This is a genomic window from Candidatus Phytoplasma pruni, assembly GCF_001277135.1.
Lineage (GTDB): Bacteria > Bacillota_I > Bacilli_A > Acholeplasmatales > Acholeplasmataceae > Phytoplasma > Phytoplasma pruni.
The window spans coordinates 13,388-32,467 of the sequence record NZ_LHCF01000003.1 but is presented as its reverse complement, the minus strand read 5'-3'; the positions used below and the strand labels follow the sequence as shown (position 1 = coordinate 32,467).

The following is a 19,080-nucleotide window of genomic DNA, read 5'->3' as shown; positions in this document are numbered from 1 at the left end:
AACAATTTTTTTACCTTTTTTGAACTTTTAAAATTTTAGCAACACTGCCATTTTCGTTATAAAAACTAACATTGACGTTCGTACTAGGTTTGAGGTATAAATACCAAAATAACAAACTTGTTAATAAAAAAGCCGCAACAGCTGAAGTGATTAAGACTGCTTTTTTATGCAATTTAAACCAATTTTTAAATTTTCCCATACTTACTCTTTCCTTTTTTCTCACGCTTTGTTGAATTTTTTTATTAATTATTTGATTTAAATAAAATAATTAATTATATTAATTTTACAACAAAAAAAAAAAACCAAGGCCATTTGAAATTTTTTTGACATAAGAGAGTAAAAATGCTTGAAAAAAACATAATTATCAGCCTGAAATATAATGAAAAAGAAAAAAACTCAAAATAGCTACTAAATTATTTAATACAGCCAATTATTGGTGTTTATGGTCTAAAATCTTATCTCCTAATGCCCTTTTTAAAAATCCAGTACTCTTTTTAAAAGTTTTTCCGAAAAGGGACAACATTCAAACTAATTCCGGCAACATTACCCACTAATTGTGATATGTTCGCGCATTCTTGATAAGTTCGGCAGGAAATTATTTTCATTCCAAGCACATCATAAAAAACTCTTGCATCATCATCGAAAGTGTGGTCGCCTTTATGTTTCTAAGTGTGAATATTATGTTTTCTATTATAATCTATTTCGTAATCTTCCGGGTTAAAAGTATGAACGTGTTTTCCAGTAAATAAAGTCAAAAAAGTGATAAAAAACATTAAAGTAGTTACAATTTTTTCTAAATTCGCTTATATTTTTATCATTAAAAAACCTTCTTTCATATTTATATTTTTTCTATATCAAAATATTGGAAATATTTTTTTATATTAAATAAAATATGATAGTCCATTTCATTCATCCCCCCCCTTAACCATACCCAAAGTATCCTGACAAAATCTTTCGTTGAATCGATATGATTATTTATATTATACTCCTTCTTTTTTCAAAAGCCAATGAATAAAAGGTTATTTTCTTTTAAAAAAAGATAATTCTGCAAGTTTCAACCGAACCTTTATTAACTATTTTTAACAAAAGACACCTTTTGATTTAAAATTTTGTTTATTTTAGTATAATAATAAGGTATAATAAAGTGAAATAATTATTTTCTTCGAAATATAAATATTATTTGACGAAGTAAGAACGTGATAATAGAGAATTAAATTTATTTTATATTAATTTTTTCATAAAATAAATATACTTATGTTTATATATATTTGTTTCTTTTGGATTTTGATTCTGATGCTTGTGTATTTTATTGAAATATATCATTTTAAAGCTGGTTTATTTAAGAATTAAAATTTTTAAATTTATTTAATTTTAATCAATGAAACAATATTTTTTATTATGAGTATTTTTTGTATAAATAAAAATTAATAGTAACATTGACTTTATTATTTAAATCTTAAATAGATAAATATTCTTACTTACATATTAATAAAGATAAATAAATTGATTATATATTTTTTGTTCAGTATAACATTAAAACCACCAGACATAAAGCAACATTAAGATTAATGGATATTTTATCAAAATTTTATCTTTTTTAATTAAAAAATATTTTTTTAATATAATGAAAGATAATTCTATACTCAACTAAAGTAGAGTATATTATATTTCTTAGGAAAATAAAATTTTTTTATTAAATAAAAAAATTATTATTAATAGAAATAGAGGAAAAAATAAATGAGTATATTATTCACAGATTTAAATTTATTGCCACAAACGGAAAAAGCTTTAGAAGAGTTAAATTTTTCAATTCCTACATCAGTTCAAGCTATGGCAATACCAGAAATGATACAAGGGCATGACATTATTGTTCAATCTCAAACCGGAACAGGGAAAACTTTCGCTTTCGGCATCCCTACCATTGAAAAAATAGATCCAAAATTAGCCAAAACACAATCTTTAATATTGTGCCCTACAAGAGAGTTAGCTTTACAAGTTTCTCAAGAAATTAAAAAATTATTAAAATTTCACAGAGAAATTAGAACAGCAGTAGTTTACGGTGGAGAATCTTACATTAAACAATTCCATCAACTTGATTTAAAGCCGCAAATCATTATCGCTACTCCAGGTAGAATGATCGATCTTTTAGATAGAAAAAAAGTTGATTTATCAGCAGTTAAAATTTTAACTCTTGATGAAGCTGATGAAATGTTAAAAATGGGTTTTCAAGATGCTTTAGAAACTATTTTAAGCCAAATTCCTAAAGAAAAACAAACAGCTTTATTTTCAGCTACTTTGCCTTTTTCCATTAAGAAAATAGCTTCTAAATACCAAAATAACCCTAAAGTATTAAAAGTTTTACAACAAAATATCGCTGTTAAATCGATTGAACAATTTTATTATATTGTTAAACATTTTGACAAAAGCAAACTTTTAGTTCGCCTTTTAGATCAAAAAAATCCTGAATCAGTAATTATTTTTGCTAATACAAAAAAAGATGTTGATAATATCCTATCTTACTTACAAGAAAGAGATTTTTTAGCTGACGCTATTCACGGCGATTTAAAACAAAACCAAAGACAACACGTAATGAATAATTTCCGTAAAAAAAATATTAAAATCTTGGTCGCTACCGATGTGGCAGCTAGAGGATTAGATATTGATGACATTAAAATGGTTATTAACTTTGATTTACCGCATGAAGACGAAGTATACGTACACAGAATCGGTAGAACTGGTAGAGCCGGTAAAAAAGGTGTTGCTTACAGTTTAATCAGCGTTCAACAAGTTTCTCAATTGAAAAAATTAGAAAATTATTTAAAAGAAAAAATAACTGCTGTTACTATCCCTTCAATAGAAGAAATTAAACAAGAACAAAATAAATTATTTGAAACTAAAATTGTTGAATTAATCGAACAAAATCCAGAAGAAAACAATAAAACAACAACCTTAACAGAAGCTTTATTAGAAAAATTCGATGACAAAACAATTATTAACAATTTATTAAGTCACTTAATGCCTAAGAGTAAAAAATATGAAGAAATAGCTGAACCAAAATCATTCGGCGGCTCTTCACGTTACCAAAACACTCGTAACAATTACAGAAATAACAACTTTAGCAGATTCAACAATTCTAACAGTTATGGTTCCGACAACAGAAGAGAAAATTACGGCAGAAGAAGCAATTCTAACTTCTCCAATAATAATAACAAATTTGGTAGATTTGGTGGTAGAGACCAAATGACTGAATTAACTATTAATTTAGGCAGAGAAGACGGAATTAATCCGCCAGTATTTTTAAAAATTTTAAGCGATAAATTTAACGTTTATGGCAAAAATATCGGAAACATCAAACATCTTTCTAATAAAACTGTTTTTGAAATTGCTGATCGTTTTGTTAAACAAGTTCAATCTAAAGACAATGTTTATTACGAAAAAAAACTTTTACAAATTCAATCTATATAATAATAAAATCTTTTCTAATTTACTAAAAGATTTGATTTTATCGCAACATTTAAACCAATTTGTTTTTTTATAACAAATTGGTTTTTTTATTTCATTAAGGGAGGATTTTTTTCGCTCTTTTGATTTATTTATCAAAAGAAGGTTAAAAAAAGATTTTTATCTAAAACAAAAAAAGACAAAACTTGGAATTGATCAAAAGTTTTGTCTTTTTATTATAGTGATTTTGTTTAGTTTTAATGTATTTTTTATTGTTGATATTTTTTGACTATTTTTTATTGACTAATAAATCATTCATATCTTTTTCGTAAATTTTTCTCTCTTTGTAAAGTTTGTTTACGACATTTAACAATTTATCGTTTGAAGTTAAAGTTTTTCTAATTATTTGTTCAGTTAAGTCTTGCCCCTTACCTTTTGTTTCGGAAGACGATATAGAACTTTCAAACAATTTTAAAGCTTCGTCATAAGAATGATTCACTATTTGTTGAATCAATTTGTGCGTTTCAGGCTCCATTTTAGAATTAAAAACCATTAAAGGTATTTTATTGCTAGAACTTAAAACATTAGAATCAGGTAACATTCCGTATTTCGTCACCATTTGAGATGCTAATGAATAAGCTTTTTTATAATCATCGCTAGCTCCTACGCTAAACTGTCCGTCTCCGTAAAAAAATTCTTCTGCAATTCTTCCTCCTAATGAGATTTGAATGCTTTTTTCTAAATCTTTTTTAGTAGGTAAATTACTCGCTTTATTAGGCAAAAACAAAGTATAACCACCAGCTTGTCCTCTAGGTTCAATCGTTACACGAACAACTTTATGGTCTAATTTATGAGCTAATATAGCATGCCCCATTTCATGGATGGCAACTCTTACTTTATCTTCGTCGTTTAATTCATTTGTAGAAATAGGACCTAAAAGAACTTCGTCCATTAAATTATATATTTCTTCATTAGTAACTTTTGAAGATGTAGTTTTTTTCTTTTCAAGTTCTTTAGCTTTTTTAGCTAGTGAATAAATTTGAGCCGCACTGAAACCGAATTGATGAATTGTTTTGGCAATTTCTTGAATTCTTTGATCTAGACTTTCTTTGTTTTCTTGGGAAAACATTTTCAAACCAGATCTTTTCAAACTACCTTCTAATAATTTTTCAGTAGTTTTTAAATTCGGCAAACCCATATATATGTGTTTGCCTAAGCGACCTTGTCTGGTTAAAGCATCGTCTAAAAGGTCAAATCTATTAGTCGCTCCAATAATAATGGCTTGTGGTTCATTTTTATTTTGATTAAAACCGTCTAAATTGGCTAATAAAGCGTTTAAAGTAGATTCATGTTCTGAATGGTTATTATCATCGCTTTTACTTCTTGCTCTACCGATGGTTTCTATTTCATCAATAAAAATAAAATAAGCATTCTTATTGTCTTTGATCGCTTTTTCTTTCGCCGTTTTAAAAAGATTTCTGATTCGAGAAGCTCCTACGCCAACGTATTTTTCGACAAAATCTGAACCAGTTGCGGAATAAACAGGACTTATACCTTTCAGCTCTCCTGCTAAAGTTTTTGCCAAAAAAGTCTTACCTGTCCCTGGCGGTCCATAAAGTATAACTCCTCTTTCTACTTCGCCTTTTTTAGGATTTTGAACATATTCCACTAATTTTTTTAATTCGTTTTTTTCGTTTGCATAACCATAAAAATCTTCAAATGTTTTATCATAAGTTTTGATCAATTTATCTTTAGCCCATGAATTTTCTTCTTTATTCGCCGCAGCATCATCGCCTGACATTGCTTTTGTTATTAAGTAAAAAACACCGATAATTAACAAAACATTCAATAAGATGCTAGTAATATTTTTGATAATGTTGAGCCAATCTTTCTTTTTATGAGGATTTTTGTTAGAATTGTTTTGATCAAAATGCAAAAACTCATCAAAATTGTTAAAATTTTGTGTCATAAATGTAATAAATTCCTTTTAAATTTTATTGTTTAACAAAAAAATTGTGTTACTGTTTTAATTTTTCTAAATATTAATTTCTTTTTGGAAACATTTTTTTTAATAAAGTCTAAAATATTTTAACAAAAAAATTTAATAATTTATGAATTAATAACAATATAATAACATATTTTAACCGATTATCAAACAATATCATTGAAGAAATTTATTTATTTTTATTTAAAAAAAGAGCCGTTATCTCTCAAAGAGAAACGGCCAGGAAAAATATTTTTTTACAATTAATAGCGACGTTTTTGATTTTTATTCGCAGAATTAATTAAAACATATAACATCATTAAAGTTAAAAGGATAATATAAAAATTATGTTTAATCCAAACATAAATTTCATAAGAATGAGTATTTTTAATACGATAATTTTTGATAAAATCATATATTTCTTGTTGAATTTTCTTTTCGGTAACATCTGGTTGTTGCGATTCTTTTTGCGCTACTAAAAAAGCCCCTTTAGAAATTAATTCGATAGTTTCGGTGTTAGGTTGTTCTTCTAAAATATGATCGATTAAAATGTATTTATGCACCGTTGCGGATACTTTTTCTTTTAACCTTTCTTCAAAATTATTTTCATATGTATTTATTTCTTGTTGCAAAAGATCCACTATTTCTTCTAAAGAAAAATTGGTAAAAAATAAATTTTTCTTAACTTTATTTTGCAAAAGCGTTATTAAAGAGTTTTTTTCATACTCCACTATCTCAATATGCAATTTAGGGTATATTGTTTGCCATATTTGATAAAAAAGTCTATCTATTAATAAAGCGGAATTGTCTTGAATATTTGCTTTGACTTCGTCTAAAGAAATATGGTTTTTTCTTTTCATTAAATTCACTAATTTGTCATAAACTTCTTTTTTTAAATCTATTTGGAAATGCTTGATCTGTTGAGAAGTGAAAAGCATATTATTTAATTTTAGTTCTTCAATAATGCGGTCTACTTGTTGTTCTAATATTTGTTTTTTGTTAACTTCTAAATAAGTTTTAGTTTCTGACAAGAGTGCGAATTGCAGTTTCTCTAAAGTCAAAATATGAGGAGACAATATTAAAAAATCCAATTTATCAGCAATTATTTTTTTAATTTCTAATTTATCTTTTTCTTCGATTAAAAGATTTTGAGCTACTATTTGACTAAAAACATTATTTATTAAAGGTTGTTTTATGTTTTCATCTAAAAATTTCAAAATAAATTGTTCTATTTCTGCTTCGTTATTATCGATTTCTCTAGCTTTTTGTAAGATGTGCGTTTGAAAAAAAGCATCACCTCTTAAAAAAGGATATTTATAGCAAAATTTATCTATTAACATGTGTGCTGTTTGTTGATTGATTTTTAATTTTTCATAGTCCCAAATTAAATAAATCTGATGAACTTTTTTCATGCCCATTTTTAAAATTTCTTCTAAACTATCAATTTTTTGAATTTCTGAACGTCTTTTGGTGGAGTCTGTATTTTCTTTATCTTCGAAATAAACGCCTAATAAACCTTCTGGCAAAGGGTTTTTATCATTATATGTTTTTTTGATTTTGTCTTTATCATCTGAAAAGGAAATACTGTCTATTTCGTCGCTTAGATATTTATTATAACCGGCTTTTTGATGTTTTTGATAATGATTATTGATTAAATCAAAATATTTCTTTTCAGAAAAGGAGAAAGAACTATCTTTGAAAAGGTGTTTCAAAGGAACGTTTTTATATTCTTTCATTGTCGATAAAAAAGCCATATCAGGTTTGTCATGGGTATGTTTCTCCCAATCTACTAAAGTTTCTGATTGTGAAATTCTATCGAAAGCTAATTGTAAATCAATAGGCAAAATGTTTAAATGGTGATGCATTTCAATAGCTATCCCTGCTGCTTGATCTAAAATTTCAATAATTTTTCTTGGTGATTTTAAAAAATGATTATCGAATTTACAAATCTGTTCTATAATTTTGTCTAAATATTTATAAGCACGAACATCTAATTTATAATTTTTAGAAATCATTTTAACAAAAGTTTTCAACTCTTCTTCTTTCCAATAATTTATTTCAATCAGTTTGTTAAAACGACTTAAAACGGCGATATCTATTTCATCTTTAAAGTTAGTGGCCGCTATAATAAAAACAGTTTTATCAGGATCTGTATAAATACCCTCGATTTGGGATAAAAAAGAGGAAATCATATTCCCATGGTCTGAAGTTAAACCATTAGCATTGCGTTTTCTAAAAATACTTTCACACTCATCGATAAAAATGATACATGGAGAATGTTTGCGTGCTTCTTCAAAAAGATTTTCTATAATTCTCGGTCCTTCTCCTACATAACTTCGGGAAAAATCTGCAGAAGTAACAGCGTAAAAAGGTAAGCCTGATTCTTTGGCAAAAGCTTCGGCTAAATATGTTTTACCTGTGCCTGGCGGTCCGTACAACAAAACTCCTCTAGGTTGTTTTTTAACGCCCATTTTTTTATATTCTTCAGGATTCTTTAAATAAGATAAACTTTCTAAAAGTTGCTCTTTTTCTTTTTCCATTCCGATAACATCTTTAAAACTGTGTAAACGAGTAGTATCTTTTAAAAATCTAGCAGCTGCTGTTTCTGTTTGTGTTAATTTAATTCTTTCTTTGGCTTCATCTTTTAATTCTTTTTTTGTTAATTCAAGCATTTCTTGATATTTGCCCAAAATAAATTGGTCGCTTTTTTCTTTTTGTTTTTGTGAATTTTCAATGATGGTTTCTAATTTATCTAAAGTATTATCATAAAATTCATTCAAATATTTAAATTCTTGATCGTTTTTTTTTAACTTTTGTTCTTGTTCTTGAATGTTAAAATAAGCAGTTCTTAATTGTTCTTGTGTTTTGTCTAGTTGTGATTGATTATCTTTTAAAATATTTTTTTGATGATTAATGATTATTTGCAAAGATTGTTTCTCTTTTTTACTTAAAGTTTGAAGAGTTTGAATTTCTGTTTCTTTTAGTAATAATTCTTCTTCTAAGTTATTTTTATCTTTTTGCAATTTTTGGATGAATTGTCCTTGTTGTTTTAAGTCGTTTTTTTGAGCTGCAATATCGCTCATTAAAGTTTGTATTTCTGCATTTAATTTATTTTTATCTCTTTCTAAAAGATTATTTTGTTTTTCTCCATCTCTTAATTGGGTTTGCTTTCGTTCTAATTCAATATTTTTGTTTTGAATTTCTTCTGATTTTTGATTTATTTTAGCAATTTGTTCTGTAATTTGTTTTTTTAATGCATCAATATCAGTTTGCCTTTGGTCTAATTGTTGTTGATAATCTTGGATGGTTTTTTTAAGTTTTTCTATCTCTTTTTGAGATGAATCTAATTTATCTTTAGTTTGGCTTAATTGATTTTGATTTTCTTGTAAAAGAATTTTTTGATGATTAATTGACTCTTGTAAAGTTTGTTTTTCTTGTTGGCTTAAAATTTGCAGAGTTTTAATTTCTTGTTCTTTGGAAGATAAAAGGTTTTCCAAAGTATTTTTATCTGTTTGTAGTTCTTCTATGGATGCTTCTTGTTGAGATAACTTATTTTTAAAAGAATCAATATCACTAATTAAATCCTTGATTTCGTTTTTTAAGCGGTTTTTGTCTCGTTCTAAAAGATTATTTTCTTTTTCTCCTTGGGCTAATCGTTCTTGTTTGTTTTCTAACTCTTGGACTTTTTGTTTAATTATTTCATTATTTACACTGATTTCTTTGTTTTTAGCCTTTATTGTATTTTGTAAGGTTATAATGTTTTCTTGTTGTTGTTCTAATTGTTGTTGATAATCTTGGATGGTTTTTTTAAGCTTGTCTATTTCTTTTTGAGAAGTCACTAATCGGTCTTGAATGTCGTTTAATTGGTTTTGATCTTCTACTAAAAGATTTTTTTGTTGATCAATAACAATTAATAAAGATTGTTTTTCGTTTTGACTTAAATTTTGATGATGTTTAATTTCTTCTTCTTTAGATAACAATTGTCCCTCTAAAACCGTTTTATCTGTTTGCAACTCTTGAATAGAATTTTTTTGTTGCGATAGCGTTTCTCTTTGAGAATTGATATCACGGATTAAATCATTTATTTCATTAGTTAAACGGGTTTTTTCTTCTTCTAAAAGAGTGTTTTTTTGTTCTTTTTGGGCTAATTCAGCTTGTTTATCCTCTAACTCTTGGACTTTTTGTTTAATTGTTGTATTATTGCGTTTAATTTCTTCGCTTTTATCTTTTATTTGGTTTTTTAAGGCAACAATAGCTTCTTCTTTTTGTGCAATTTGTTTTTTATATTCTTTAATTATTGCATTAAGTTTTTCAATCTGTTTTTGGGCAGAACTTAATTGTTCTTGCATTTCGTCTAATTGTCTTTGATTGTCCACTAAAATACTTTTTTGATAATCAATGGTTCTTATTAGCGTTTGTTTTTCGTATTGGCTTAAAGTTTGATGGGATTCGATTTCTTTTTTTTTGGATAACAATTGATTTTCTAAAGCTGTCTTATCTTTTTGCAGTTGTTGCACGGTCAATGCTTGTTGTGATAACACCTCCCTTTGAACATCAATATTACGGTTCAAATCTTTTATTTCATTATTTAAGCGATTTTTATCCTCTTCTAAAAGATTATTTTCTTTTTCTCTTTGGTTTAATTCCGTTTTTTTAGCTTCTAATTCGTGTATTTTTTGTTGGATTAATTTATCTTTGGCTGTAATATCGTTTTTTTGATTAAAAATTTGCGTTCTTAAAGACAAGATGTCTTCTTTATGTTTATCCAACTTATTTTGTTGTTCTTGCATTAACAAATTAAGCCTTTCGACGGTTGTTTGAGTTAAGCTCAATTGTTCTTGCGTTTCATCTAATTTTTTTTGTTTGTCTTTTAAAAGGTTTTGTTGGGTTTCGATAAAGGACACTAAACTTTGTTTTTCTTCGTTTTGCAATTTTTGTTGAGATTGGATTGCACTAATTTCTTCCGTTAACCTTTGTTCTATGCCTGTTTTTTCTCTTTGAAGAGAAACGATCTCTTGTTGTTGAGAAAATAAAATATTTTCTTGTCCTCTGATATTTTGAATTAATTGATCAATTCTTTTTATTAATTGATTTTTTTCTTGCTCATTGGAAAGATTGTTTTGATTTGCCAGGAAAAATTGTTCTTTAACCGCCTTTAGTTCTCTTATTTTGTCGTCCATATCTTTTGATTGTCGTTTAATAAGGGCGTTTTGTTGGTGTATTTTAGTTTCTAAACGATCTATTTCATGGCGTTGTTGATTGATGATTACTTGTTTTTGTGTATATAAATCTTGATATTTCTTATCGGGATAGAATTGATGCGTTTTACCGTTTAAAATGGGTTTATTACACTAAGCCCCCCACACCACCGTACAAGCAAGTTTCCAAGCATACGGCGGTTAAAATAGTGTGTTAATATTGATTTCTCTTAAAAAAATAGGAGTCATTTATAAGTTTAAATGTTTTTTAAAAAAAATTAATATAGCCTTACTATTTTTTCATCTTTCGCCTTGTAAGGGTCGTTATCCCTCTCCTTGGTGAGTCAGTATATTGATGCATTTCAGCATTAATTGTCAATTTCTCACGACTACTATGATTCTGCTTCTCCCTTGACAACAACCTTAACAACTATCAAGTTGAAAAAGGGTTCTGTTTTAGGGAAATAGAAGTTACTCTAAATATCTACGTAATCAATTTAGGCGAGCTGACCTGAGCAATTATATCTTATCTGGCATAAAATATTTTCTGACAGGTAGGTTTGAGGCGGGAATTAACTCCATCATCTAGAACGATGAAAATGATTTTAACATACGAATTAAAATACGTTAAAAGACCTCAAAATTGTTGATATAAACGAAAATAAAGCTATTTTTATCTAACAAGTTATGATTTGTAACCCTTTTGGTTGCTCTTAGCTCCTTTTCAGAAGTTATCCGTGTTGATCGTTTGCTCTTGCGTCTTCTTGTTGGATTAAAGGATAACCCTCATTTGCGCTTTTATTTTCTGCTGTAATTTATAATTCTTTCGTTTTATAGACCGAAAATATGAGTTAGACCATCATTGCAGGTCCAGCATTTCGTTATTTATGCTGATATTTAGGCATCTTTCTCGCCCTAATTCTTCTTTTAAACTCTTTATTTCTTGTTGAATAAATTGTATTTGTGGTTGTAAATTTTTTTTATAACTTTCGCTATTTTGAAAGAGAAGATTTGAATTTATGATTTTCATTTCTTCTTCCAAAAGCATCGCTTGAAGTAATTTGTCAATTAAAAATTGAATATGTTTTTTAGAAACAAAGATCATATTAGCTGGTTGCCAATTGCGCCAAAAAGAACCTTTGTCGCCTTGAAAATTGTTTTTTTTATGTTGTAAATATATTTGATAATTTTTTAAATCATTGGCGTTTCCGACAAATACAAAAAGGTATTCGTTAGGGTCAAAAACGGTCGTAGCGATTGTATCACTAAACTCTTCTACAATATTATATTTTTCTAAGGTTTGATACAGAAAATCAATGTTTTCCTTGTCTTTTTCCTGAAAATTATAATATTCCTTGTCTATTTCTGCGAAAATCATTTTAACAACATGTTCTAATAAACGTTGGCAAAAAGCTGCGTCTTTTATGGTCGGCAACATTGTTTTGATTTTTTCTATAGAAGGGTAAAGAATAGGGGAAACTATTTTTTTCGTTTCTGGTTGTTTATTACGATAAGGAGTGACTCCGTATATAGGACTTATTAATGAAAAGGTTAGAAAGATGACAAAATATTTCCAAACCTTTTTTCCTTGAATTGACATATTTTTTTGTGAATGCTTTCTAATTAAAATTAATATCCTCTAAAAATGAAAATATTATTTTTGTAATTGTCTCTTTAATGGGTTGTATAAAACAATAGATATGTAGTAAAAAACCATAAAAATACATTTTATTGATTTTGCGAGAAAGTTGTTTCATTTATAGAATAAAAAAAGTTTCTGGATTACAAAAAATTAATTTGCCCCTCTTTGGGGGGATAATATTTTAATTCAGTTAGGACAAATTTGATATATATTTTCATACCTTTCTAATAAAAATATTTACATAGCATTATAATTATATCATTAAATAATATAAAAATATCTGATATGATTTATAAAAAAAAGACCTTATTAAAAGGTCTTTTTTTAATGATAAAATGTTTATTATTGCGTTTTTTCTTGCTGTATTGTCATTTCTTCTTGAATTTTATCTTCTACTTCGGATAAGTCGGAATTTTTTTCTATAATGTCGGTTTGTTTATCTTTTTTATCATTTTTTTCGGATTTCTTTCCGAAGATACTACTCCATTTTTTATTTTTTTAGTTTTTTCTTTAGATTCTGTGATTTGTTTTACTTCTTCATCAAAATTTAACGTTGTATCTTTTGTATTTAAATTTTCATTTTGAATTTCTTCAATGATAAATGTTTCTTGTTTCTCTTCTTCTTTTGTTAAGTTATTTTCATCTAATGTTTCTTGAAATTTATTGTCTAAAACATTGTTAAAATCTTTTGATTCGGCATACTCGTCTAAATGGGGTTGTTCATAAGAAACCAATTTGTCTGTCGGAAGAGCGATTTTTTGCTCTTTATTGTAAAAAAAACTAAAATAAATAATGAAAAATAATAAAAGAACGAGCAAAGGGACAATTAAAAATATTTTTAAAATGTTGTTCGAATCGTTTGTGTTTCTAATAATCTTTCCTCTTGTTTACATTTAATTGTTTAATTGTTTGAATTTTAATTTAATTTTTGAATTTGAATTTTTATTTTAATTATTAGGATAAAAGGTAGAAAAACATATTTATTAATATTATTGTAATGATTTTTAAAACCATTACAATAATATTATAATTATTTTAATTCTAATATTAACAAAGAAAATGATAATATTACTCTTTTTATAAATATCAAATTATATAAAGCAATTTAGCAAAAAAACCGTTATAAAAAGAACGGTTTTAGTTTTATAAAAAGGAATTATAAATTGATTTTTTTATGAATTCCACCACGACGAACCAAACAACGACATTATTTTGCCAACTGAAGAGTTGGAGGTGACGGCTGGTGAAGCAGGATTGTTTTCATTGGCGTCAACATTGGAGTTTTTGTTGTCTGGAGTTGTACCCCCTAACCATGTCGGCAAACTCTCCTTTATCAAATCTTTTATTTTGTGACTTAATTGAGGCGGCAATTGATTAATACTTATTTTTAAACTTTCCACAATTCCTTTCACATGAATATTATCTTCAATATTTTCCATTTTATCCTTAGCTGTTTTAGTAGCTTGTTCTAAATTATCTAATGCTGTAGAAATTTTTTCAATAATTTGTTTTTTATCTTTTTCAAGGTCTTTATTCCATGAGTCGATTTTGCCTGCAATATTATCCATTAATGATTTTTTATCTTTTTCAATACTTTGACCTAAATTGTCAATCGCTGTTTGTAGTGTTTTAGTGAAATCATCCGCTAAAGCTTTTACTTTTTGGTCTAAAATAACCAATATTTTTTGAGTGATTTCTTGAGTATTGAAAGATTCTATTTTGCTTTCCGCTTTTTTGGTTAATTGCTCTAAATATTTAGGAATTAATTCTTTAGTAAGGGAGTTTTCTAAATTATCCATTTTTTCCAATAATTTATTGAACACTTCATCTCTTTTTTGCGATGTTTGTTTTGATTGTTGATCTAATACTTCATTTATTTTTTTATTAGTTTTTTCCTTAATTTCATTAGTTTTTTCCTTAATTTCATCCGCAATTTCATCTTTTGCTTTGTCGAAAGCGAAAGCAGTAGAAATAATTAATAAAAAAATCACCGCTGTTAAAATTAAAATCGAAATAATATAAAAGTTTTTTTTATTAGGTTTAAAAATATTCATTTTCATAACTTTTTATTATTCTCCTATAATATTTGCATAGAATAGCTAAAATCAAAATAAAATTTTTTTCAATTTTAATTCTTGTTTCTTATGGAAGAAAAAATTTATTCTATTAATAATATGTTTATGTCAAAAAAACATATTCTTTAAAACAATTTTATTATATAGTATTTTTAGCGTTATGAAACAATTTTTTTCGACCGAGTTCATAAAATAACGACTTTTAAGGAAAAAATTAATGAAAAAAATAATCTTTTCAGTAAGGTAAAATACCGTTTCCAAAGAAAGAAAAGATCTATTTTACTGCCAAATAATAAAAAGATGTTTTTTCGGTGTTTTTAATAAAAAAAGATATTTTAAAGAAAAAATTATTTTACATAAGACCTCATAAAGGCTTAAAAAAACTTTTTCATCTTTCTTATTAAAATATTTTGATTTTTAAACAAAATAATGTAAAATATTATTTTAATGAATACATTTCAATATCTCAAAAGAATTATTTTATTTTGGTATATTTGAAAATGTTATTTTTTAAACAAATATAAACAAGTTTATTTAAATAGTAGGGTAATATTTTATAAGATTTTAAGATAATGAAGTTCTTTGAATTGCTTTTAAGCGTTTAAATAAGATATTTATATAGTCGATTTTACTATTAATCTAAATAATTATATTTTAATGTTGACAAATTACAAATTTTAATATACAATTAAATAAATCTTAATATTTCAAATTTAATCATTTAAGATATATTTGATATTTTTATAAAAAAACTTTACAATTTTAATAATTTTTTAAAAAAAGTTATAATGATTGTAAAAAAATAGTTATTTTTTTGGTTTTGCATAAATGATGACAAAGAATTGATATAGTTCATAAAATATTAATCTTTTTTCTTTTTATCTAACCAAGACCTTTAGCTAAATAACTTTTTCCAAAATATGTATTTTTAATAAAAAAAACATTTTGATGTTTAAACGGTCGTTCTTACTAGAAAAAAATGCTTTCATAAAGTAATTCGAAATATATGAAATTTAGATAAAAAAACAAAGGAGAAAAAAAGATATGAAAAACAACATGATAGAAATTAAAAATGTAAATAAATCATTTGACGGAAAACACATTTTAAAAAATATTAATTTAAATATTCGCAACCAAGAAATACTTACTATTATAGGCCATTCTGGTTCCGGTAAATCCACTTTATTAAGAACTTTAAATTTATTAGAAGTGCCTGATTCTGGGGAAATTTTGATTAATTCGCAAAACATCTTAGATAAGAATGTTAATTTATCTGAGTTACGCACACAAGTAGGAATGGTTTTTCAAAATTTTAACTTATTCGAAGAAAAGACTGTTTTAGAGAATTGTTGTTTAGCACCGATTAAAGTTTTAAAAATGAGTAAAGAACAAGCTAAAGCTAATGCTTTACAAAAACTAAAAGAAGTAGGTTTAGAAAAATTTGCTGATGTAGATGTGAAACAACTTTCTGGAGGACAAAAACAAAGAGTCGCAATCGCTAGAACTTTATGTATGCAACCAAAAGTTATTTTATTGGACGAACCAACTTCCGCTCTTGATCCCGAATCTTCTCAAGAAGTAATGCAAATATTAAAAAAATTAGCTGAACAAAACGAAATTACTCTAGTTATCGTTACGCATGAAATGAAATTCGCTAAAAAAGTTTCTCATAATATTTGTTTTATGGAAAACGGCGTTATTATGGAAAAAGGTTCTTCTAAAGAAATTTTTGAAACTAATCAATACCCTAAAATAAGATCTTTTTTTGAAGAATTTTGATCTCATTTAATTAAAAACTACTTTTTTTAATGCTATAACTATGTACTTTGAAATAAAAACGCATTATGAACAAAAAATAAAGCGTTATGAATATTTAAAATAAGAAAAAAAGGAATGATAGATTTTATGGATTTAAACATAAAAACATATTGGAAAAAAAATGGAACAAAAATATTTTTTTTGACTATTTTTTTGTTATTTTTGATTTGGTTACATTATTCTGTTTTATCTTTTTCGGATGTTAAAAATAATTCTGACTTGTCCACGAAAGGTCCTTCTTTTTGGTCTAACTTATATCAATCCTTGCCAGCTTATAAACAAGGTTTTTTGACTACTTTATTATTAGCGATAGACGGTCTTTTTTTAGGTTTTTTATTGGCTATATTATTAACAATGTGGAAAAATTCTTCTGAAGTGATAAAAAGGCAAAAAACTTGTTTAATTTATCTGCAAAAAATATTAACAGTTATTTTTAACTTTTTAATGAATTTTTTTAAAGCTATACCCATAGTAATTCAAGCTTTATTGTTTTATAGTTTTTTAGTGAATATACCATCTTTTAAAGGTTCTTTAGGACCAGTGATAGTCGGTTTGATCATTATTATGTTAAATACAGCTTTTAATCTAACAGAAATTATGTTAAACCATATTAAATTTTTTGATCCTGGACAAATAGAAGCCGCTCATTCTTTAGGAATGAACCAAAAACAAGTTTTTCGTTATATCACTTTAGGACAAACTTTTAAAAGAACAATTCACTCTATTTGGAACCAGTTTATTATTAATTTGAAAGAAACCGCTTTATTTCAAATAATCGGAGTAGTAAGTCTTATTTTCGCAGCCCAAAGGCAAGTTTCGATTACTTTTGACACTATTACCCCTTATCTTTTAATCAGTTTGTTTTATTTAATGTTAGTTGGTATGACGGATTTAATCAATCAAAAAACTAAACATTAATTATTTGGGAACAAATAATTATGACAACAGAATAATCTTAAAAACAAAGTAATCAATCGAAATATAATAATCCATCTTATTGAAAAATAAGATGAAGAACAAATGGTTGATTTAACAGTTCGCATTCGAAACAAATATTTAATTTAAGTGACAAATTTATTAATGAATATCTTGTTTTCAACTTTTATTAGTTTAAGTTAATTTTTTTATTTTTAACAAAAGAAACTAAATAATAAAGACGAAATTGATCGGAAGGAATAATTGTAACTTTATGGACGCTTTTATATTAAAAAAATATCTTATGAAAAATTGGAAAAAAATTTCCATCGGCACGATAATAGCGATTCTTTTGGTTTGGCTTAATTTTTATATCTTAATACCTAATGGTGTTAAAAAAGATGGAAAAGAAACTTTAACTTTAGGAATCGTGAATAACGCTCCACCTTTCGCTTTTGACGGAAACAATAAAGATAATGGTCACGAAACTATTAATGGCGATTTTATCAGTGGTTCTGATATCGAATTTTTTAAAGAAATAGCCGACAAAATGAATAGGAATTTGATTATTAGAACTTTCTCTTTTCCTGGGATATTAAATGCTGTTAAACAGGGTACAGTAGACGTTATTATTGGAATGTTAAATGTTACAGCTGAAAGAAAAGAACAAATGTTATCTATTGAGTATCATACGTCTGATTTAGGTATTCTTGTTAGAAAAGATGATCCTTTGTTTAAAGAGAAAAAGGATGCAATAAAATTAAATGACTTAAAAGAAGTGAAAAGGATAACCACTATTATCGGTTCAATATATGATATTCAATTTTTCGATACTTTGAAAAAGCAACATTATTTGCCAAAAGCTAAAAAAACAGCTTTAAAAGAGGACGCAGTGAATTGTGCTGAGTCAGTTTCTAACGGAACAGCAGACGTTCTTTTATTAGAATATCCGGTAATAGATTTAATCGCCAATCAACAACGTGATAAATTCAAAGCTTTCAAATTAACAGATTTGCCTGATGACATAAAAGTCCCTCCTTTAGGCATGTTCTTGCAAAAAGGTACAAAAGGAGAAAATTTAAAAAAGGAATTAGAAGGCATTTTAAAAGAAGTTTTAAATACCAAGGCAACATATCAAGGCAAATACCATCCGACAGCAATTGACAAACATAAAAAGGTTATTGATTCAACCAAATCCAAAACAAGTTTTTTCAAAACATATTATAAAAGTTTTTTGATTTCTTTATTATTGGCTGTTGATGGCTTGCTTTTAGGTTTTATATTATCTTTATTATTTTTCAAAATTAAGTTGTTATCAGTCAACACTGCTGTAGAATCACCTGCCAAAAAATCTTTTAAAATAAAAAACATCTTTTCTGTTTTAATAGATAGTTTGATTTATGTTCTTAAAGCGGTTCCTATTTCTATTCAAGTTATTTTAGTTTATAATTTATTAGTTCTTAATTTTGATTTTTTCAAAGTAGATTCTTTAGGTTCTTTTTATACCGCTTTAATTATCATTTTAATCAATAATGCTACTATTTTAACTAGCGTTTTCGTTAATAATATGAAACTTTTAGATAAAGGGCAATTTGAAGCTGCCTATTCTTTAGGGATGAAAAAAAAACAAGTTTTCAATTATATTATTTTAAGACAAACTTTAAAAAGATCGATGCCTTTTGTTTGGAATCAACTAATTATTAATTTTAAAGAAACAGCTTTATTTTCTATTATTGGGTTATCTAGTTTATTATGGAATGCTCAACGTAATATTGTTCTTACTAATGATACAATTACTCCTTTCGTGATCGTTAGTGTTATTTATTTAACTTTAATCACTCTTACCAACTGTATTTGTAAAAAAATTAATAAAAATTAAATTATTAAACATAACTTTTTTGTTTTAAACAACTTATAAAAAACAAGTTCTTTTTCGTCGGGACTTGTTTTTTTTTTTTAGTGTGTGTATAATAGTTTTTAATAATTTGATTTTTTAAATTATTAAAA

At 26.2% G+C, this 19,080-nt stretch carries 10 protein-coding genes; 4 read left to right on the top strand and 6 right to left on the bottom strand.

Translation table 11 applies throughout. The features are described 5' to 3' along the window. Window positions 1-10 precede the first annotated feature (10 nt). Window positions 11-199, bottom strand: a complete 189-nt coding sequence (locus CPX_RS00835; protein ID WP_053521366.1) for a hypothetical protein — start codon at window positions 197-199, stop codon at window positions 11-13. A gap of 1,538 nt (window positions 200-1,737) precedes the next feature. Here CPX_RS00835 and CPX_RS00830 point away from each other — a divergent pair. Next, complete coding sequence (locus tag CPX_RS00830; protein WP_053521365.1) at window positions 1,738-3,465, top strand: DEAD/DEAH box helicase; 1,728 nt, start codon at window positions 1,738-1,740, stop codon at window positions 3,463-3,465. Window positions 3,466-3,730: 265 nt separating this feature from the next. Here CPX_RS00830 and CPX_RS00825 read toward each other — a convergent pair whose 3' ends face one another. The 5 genes from CPX_RS00825 to CPX_RS00805 form a co-directional block, all read right to left on the bottom strand. Beyond that, a complete protein-coding gene (locus CPX_RS00825; protein WP_053521364.1) occupies window positions 3,731-5,410 on the bottom strand; it encodes an AAA family ATPase in 1,680 nt (559 codons plus the stop codon). 278 nt (window positions 5,411-5,688) lie between these two features. After that, the gene (locus CPX_RS00820; protein WP_053521363.1) at window positions 5,689-10,605 is read right to left on the bottom strand and encodes an AAA family ATPase; all 4,917 of its coding nucleotides are present in this window, start codon (window positions 10,603-10,605) and stop codon (window positions 5,689-5,691) included. An 877-nt stretch (window positions 10,606-11,482) separates the two neighbouring features. Next, a complete protein-coding gene (locus tag CPX_RS00815) occupies window positions 11,483-12,223 on the bottom strand; it encodes a hypothetical protein (RefSeq protein WP_053521362.1) in 741 nt (246 codons plus the stop codon). Between the two features lie 461 nt (window positions 12,224-12,684). Beyond that, the gene (locus tag CPX_RS00810; protein WP_235443181.1) at window positions 12,685-13,083 is read right to left on the bottom strand and encodes a hypothetical protein; all 399 of its coding nucleotides are present in this window, start codon (window positions 13,081-13,083) and stop codon (window positions 12,685-12,687) included. 354 nt (window positions 13,084-13,437) lie between these two features. Next, the gene (locus tag CPX_RS00805; protein WP_053521361.1) at window positions 13,438-14,325 is read right to left on the bottom strand and encodes a coiled-coil domain-containing protein; all 888 of its coding nucleotides are present in this window, start codon (window positions 14,323-14,325) and stop codon (window positions 13,438-13,440) included. A gap of 1,059 nt (window positions 14,326-15,384) precedes the next feature. Between CPX_RS00805 and CPX_RS00800 the strand changes: the two genes are divergently transcribed. The 3 genes from CPX_RS00800 to CPX_RS00790 all read left to right on the top strand — a co-directional run bounded on the left by CPX_RS00800 (window position 15,385) and on the right by CPX_RS00790 (window position 18,952). Next, window positions 15,385-16,119, top strand: coding sequence for an amino acid ABC transporter ATP-binding protein (locus CPX_RS00800; protein WP_053521360.1), 735 nt, complete (start codon window positions 15,385-15,387; stop codon window positions 16,117-16,119). Between the two features lie 126 nt (window positions 16,120-16,245). Next, entirely contained in the window at window positions 16,246-17,076 is an 831-nt protein-coding gene (locus CPX_RS00795; RefSeq protein ID WP_053521359.1) for an ABC transporter permease subunit, read from the top strand. 271 nt (window positions 17,077-17,347) lie between these two features. Continuing rightward, complete coding sequence (locus CPX_RS00790; RefSeq protein ID WP_053521358.1) at window positions 17,348-18,952, top strand: ABC transporter permease subunit; 1,605 nt, start codon at window positions 17,348-17,350, stop codon at window positions 18,950-18,952. Window positions 18,953-19,080: the final 128 nt, after the last annotated feature.

Bases quoted from the DNA above. Each gene is read 5' to 3' on its own strand.
- CPX_RS00835 (WP_053521366.1), bottom strand. From the start codon at position 199: ATGGGAAAATTTAAAAATTGGTTTAAATTGCATAAAAAAGCAGTCTTA.
- CPX_RS00830 (WP_053521365.1), top strand. From the start codon at position 1,738: ATGAGTATATTATTCACAGATTTAAATTTATTGCCACAAACGGAAAAA.
- CPX_RS00825 (WP_053521364.1), bottom strand. From the start codon at position 5,410: ATGACACAAAATTTTAACAATTTTGATGAGTTTTTGCATTTTGATCAA.
- CPX_RS00820 (WP_053521363.1), bottom strand. From the start codon at position 10,605: ATGGACGACAAAATAAGAGAACTAAAGGCGGTTAAAGAACAATTTTTC.
- CPX_RS00815 (WP_053521362.1), bottom strand. From the start codon at position 12,223: ATGTCAATTCAAGGAAAAAAGGTTTGGAAATATTTTGTCATCTTTCTA.
- CPX_RS00805 (WP_053521361.1), bottom strand. From the start codon at position 14,325: ATGAAAATGAATATTTTTAAACCTAATAAAAAAAACTTTTATATTATT.
- CPX_RS00800 (WP_053521360.1), top strand. From the start codon at position 15,385: ATGAAAAACAACATGATAGAAATTAAAAATGTAAATAAATCATTTGAC.
- CPX_RS00795 (WP_053521359.1), top strand. From the start codon at position 16,246: ATGGATTTAAACATAAAAACATATTGGAAAAAAAATGGAACAAAAATA.
- CPX_RS00790 (WP_053521358.1), top strand. From the start codon at position 17,348: ATGGACGCTTTTATATTAAAAAAATATCTTATGAAAAATTGGAAAAAA.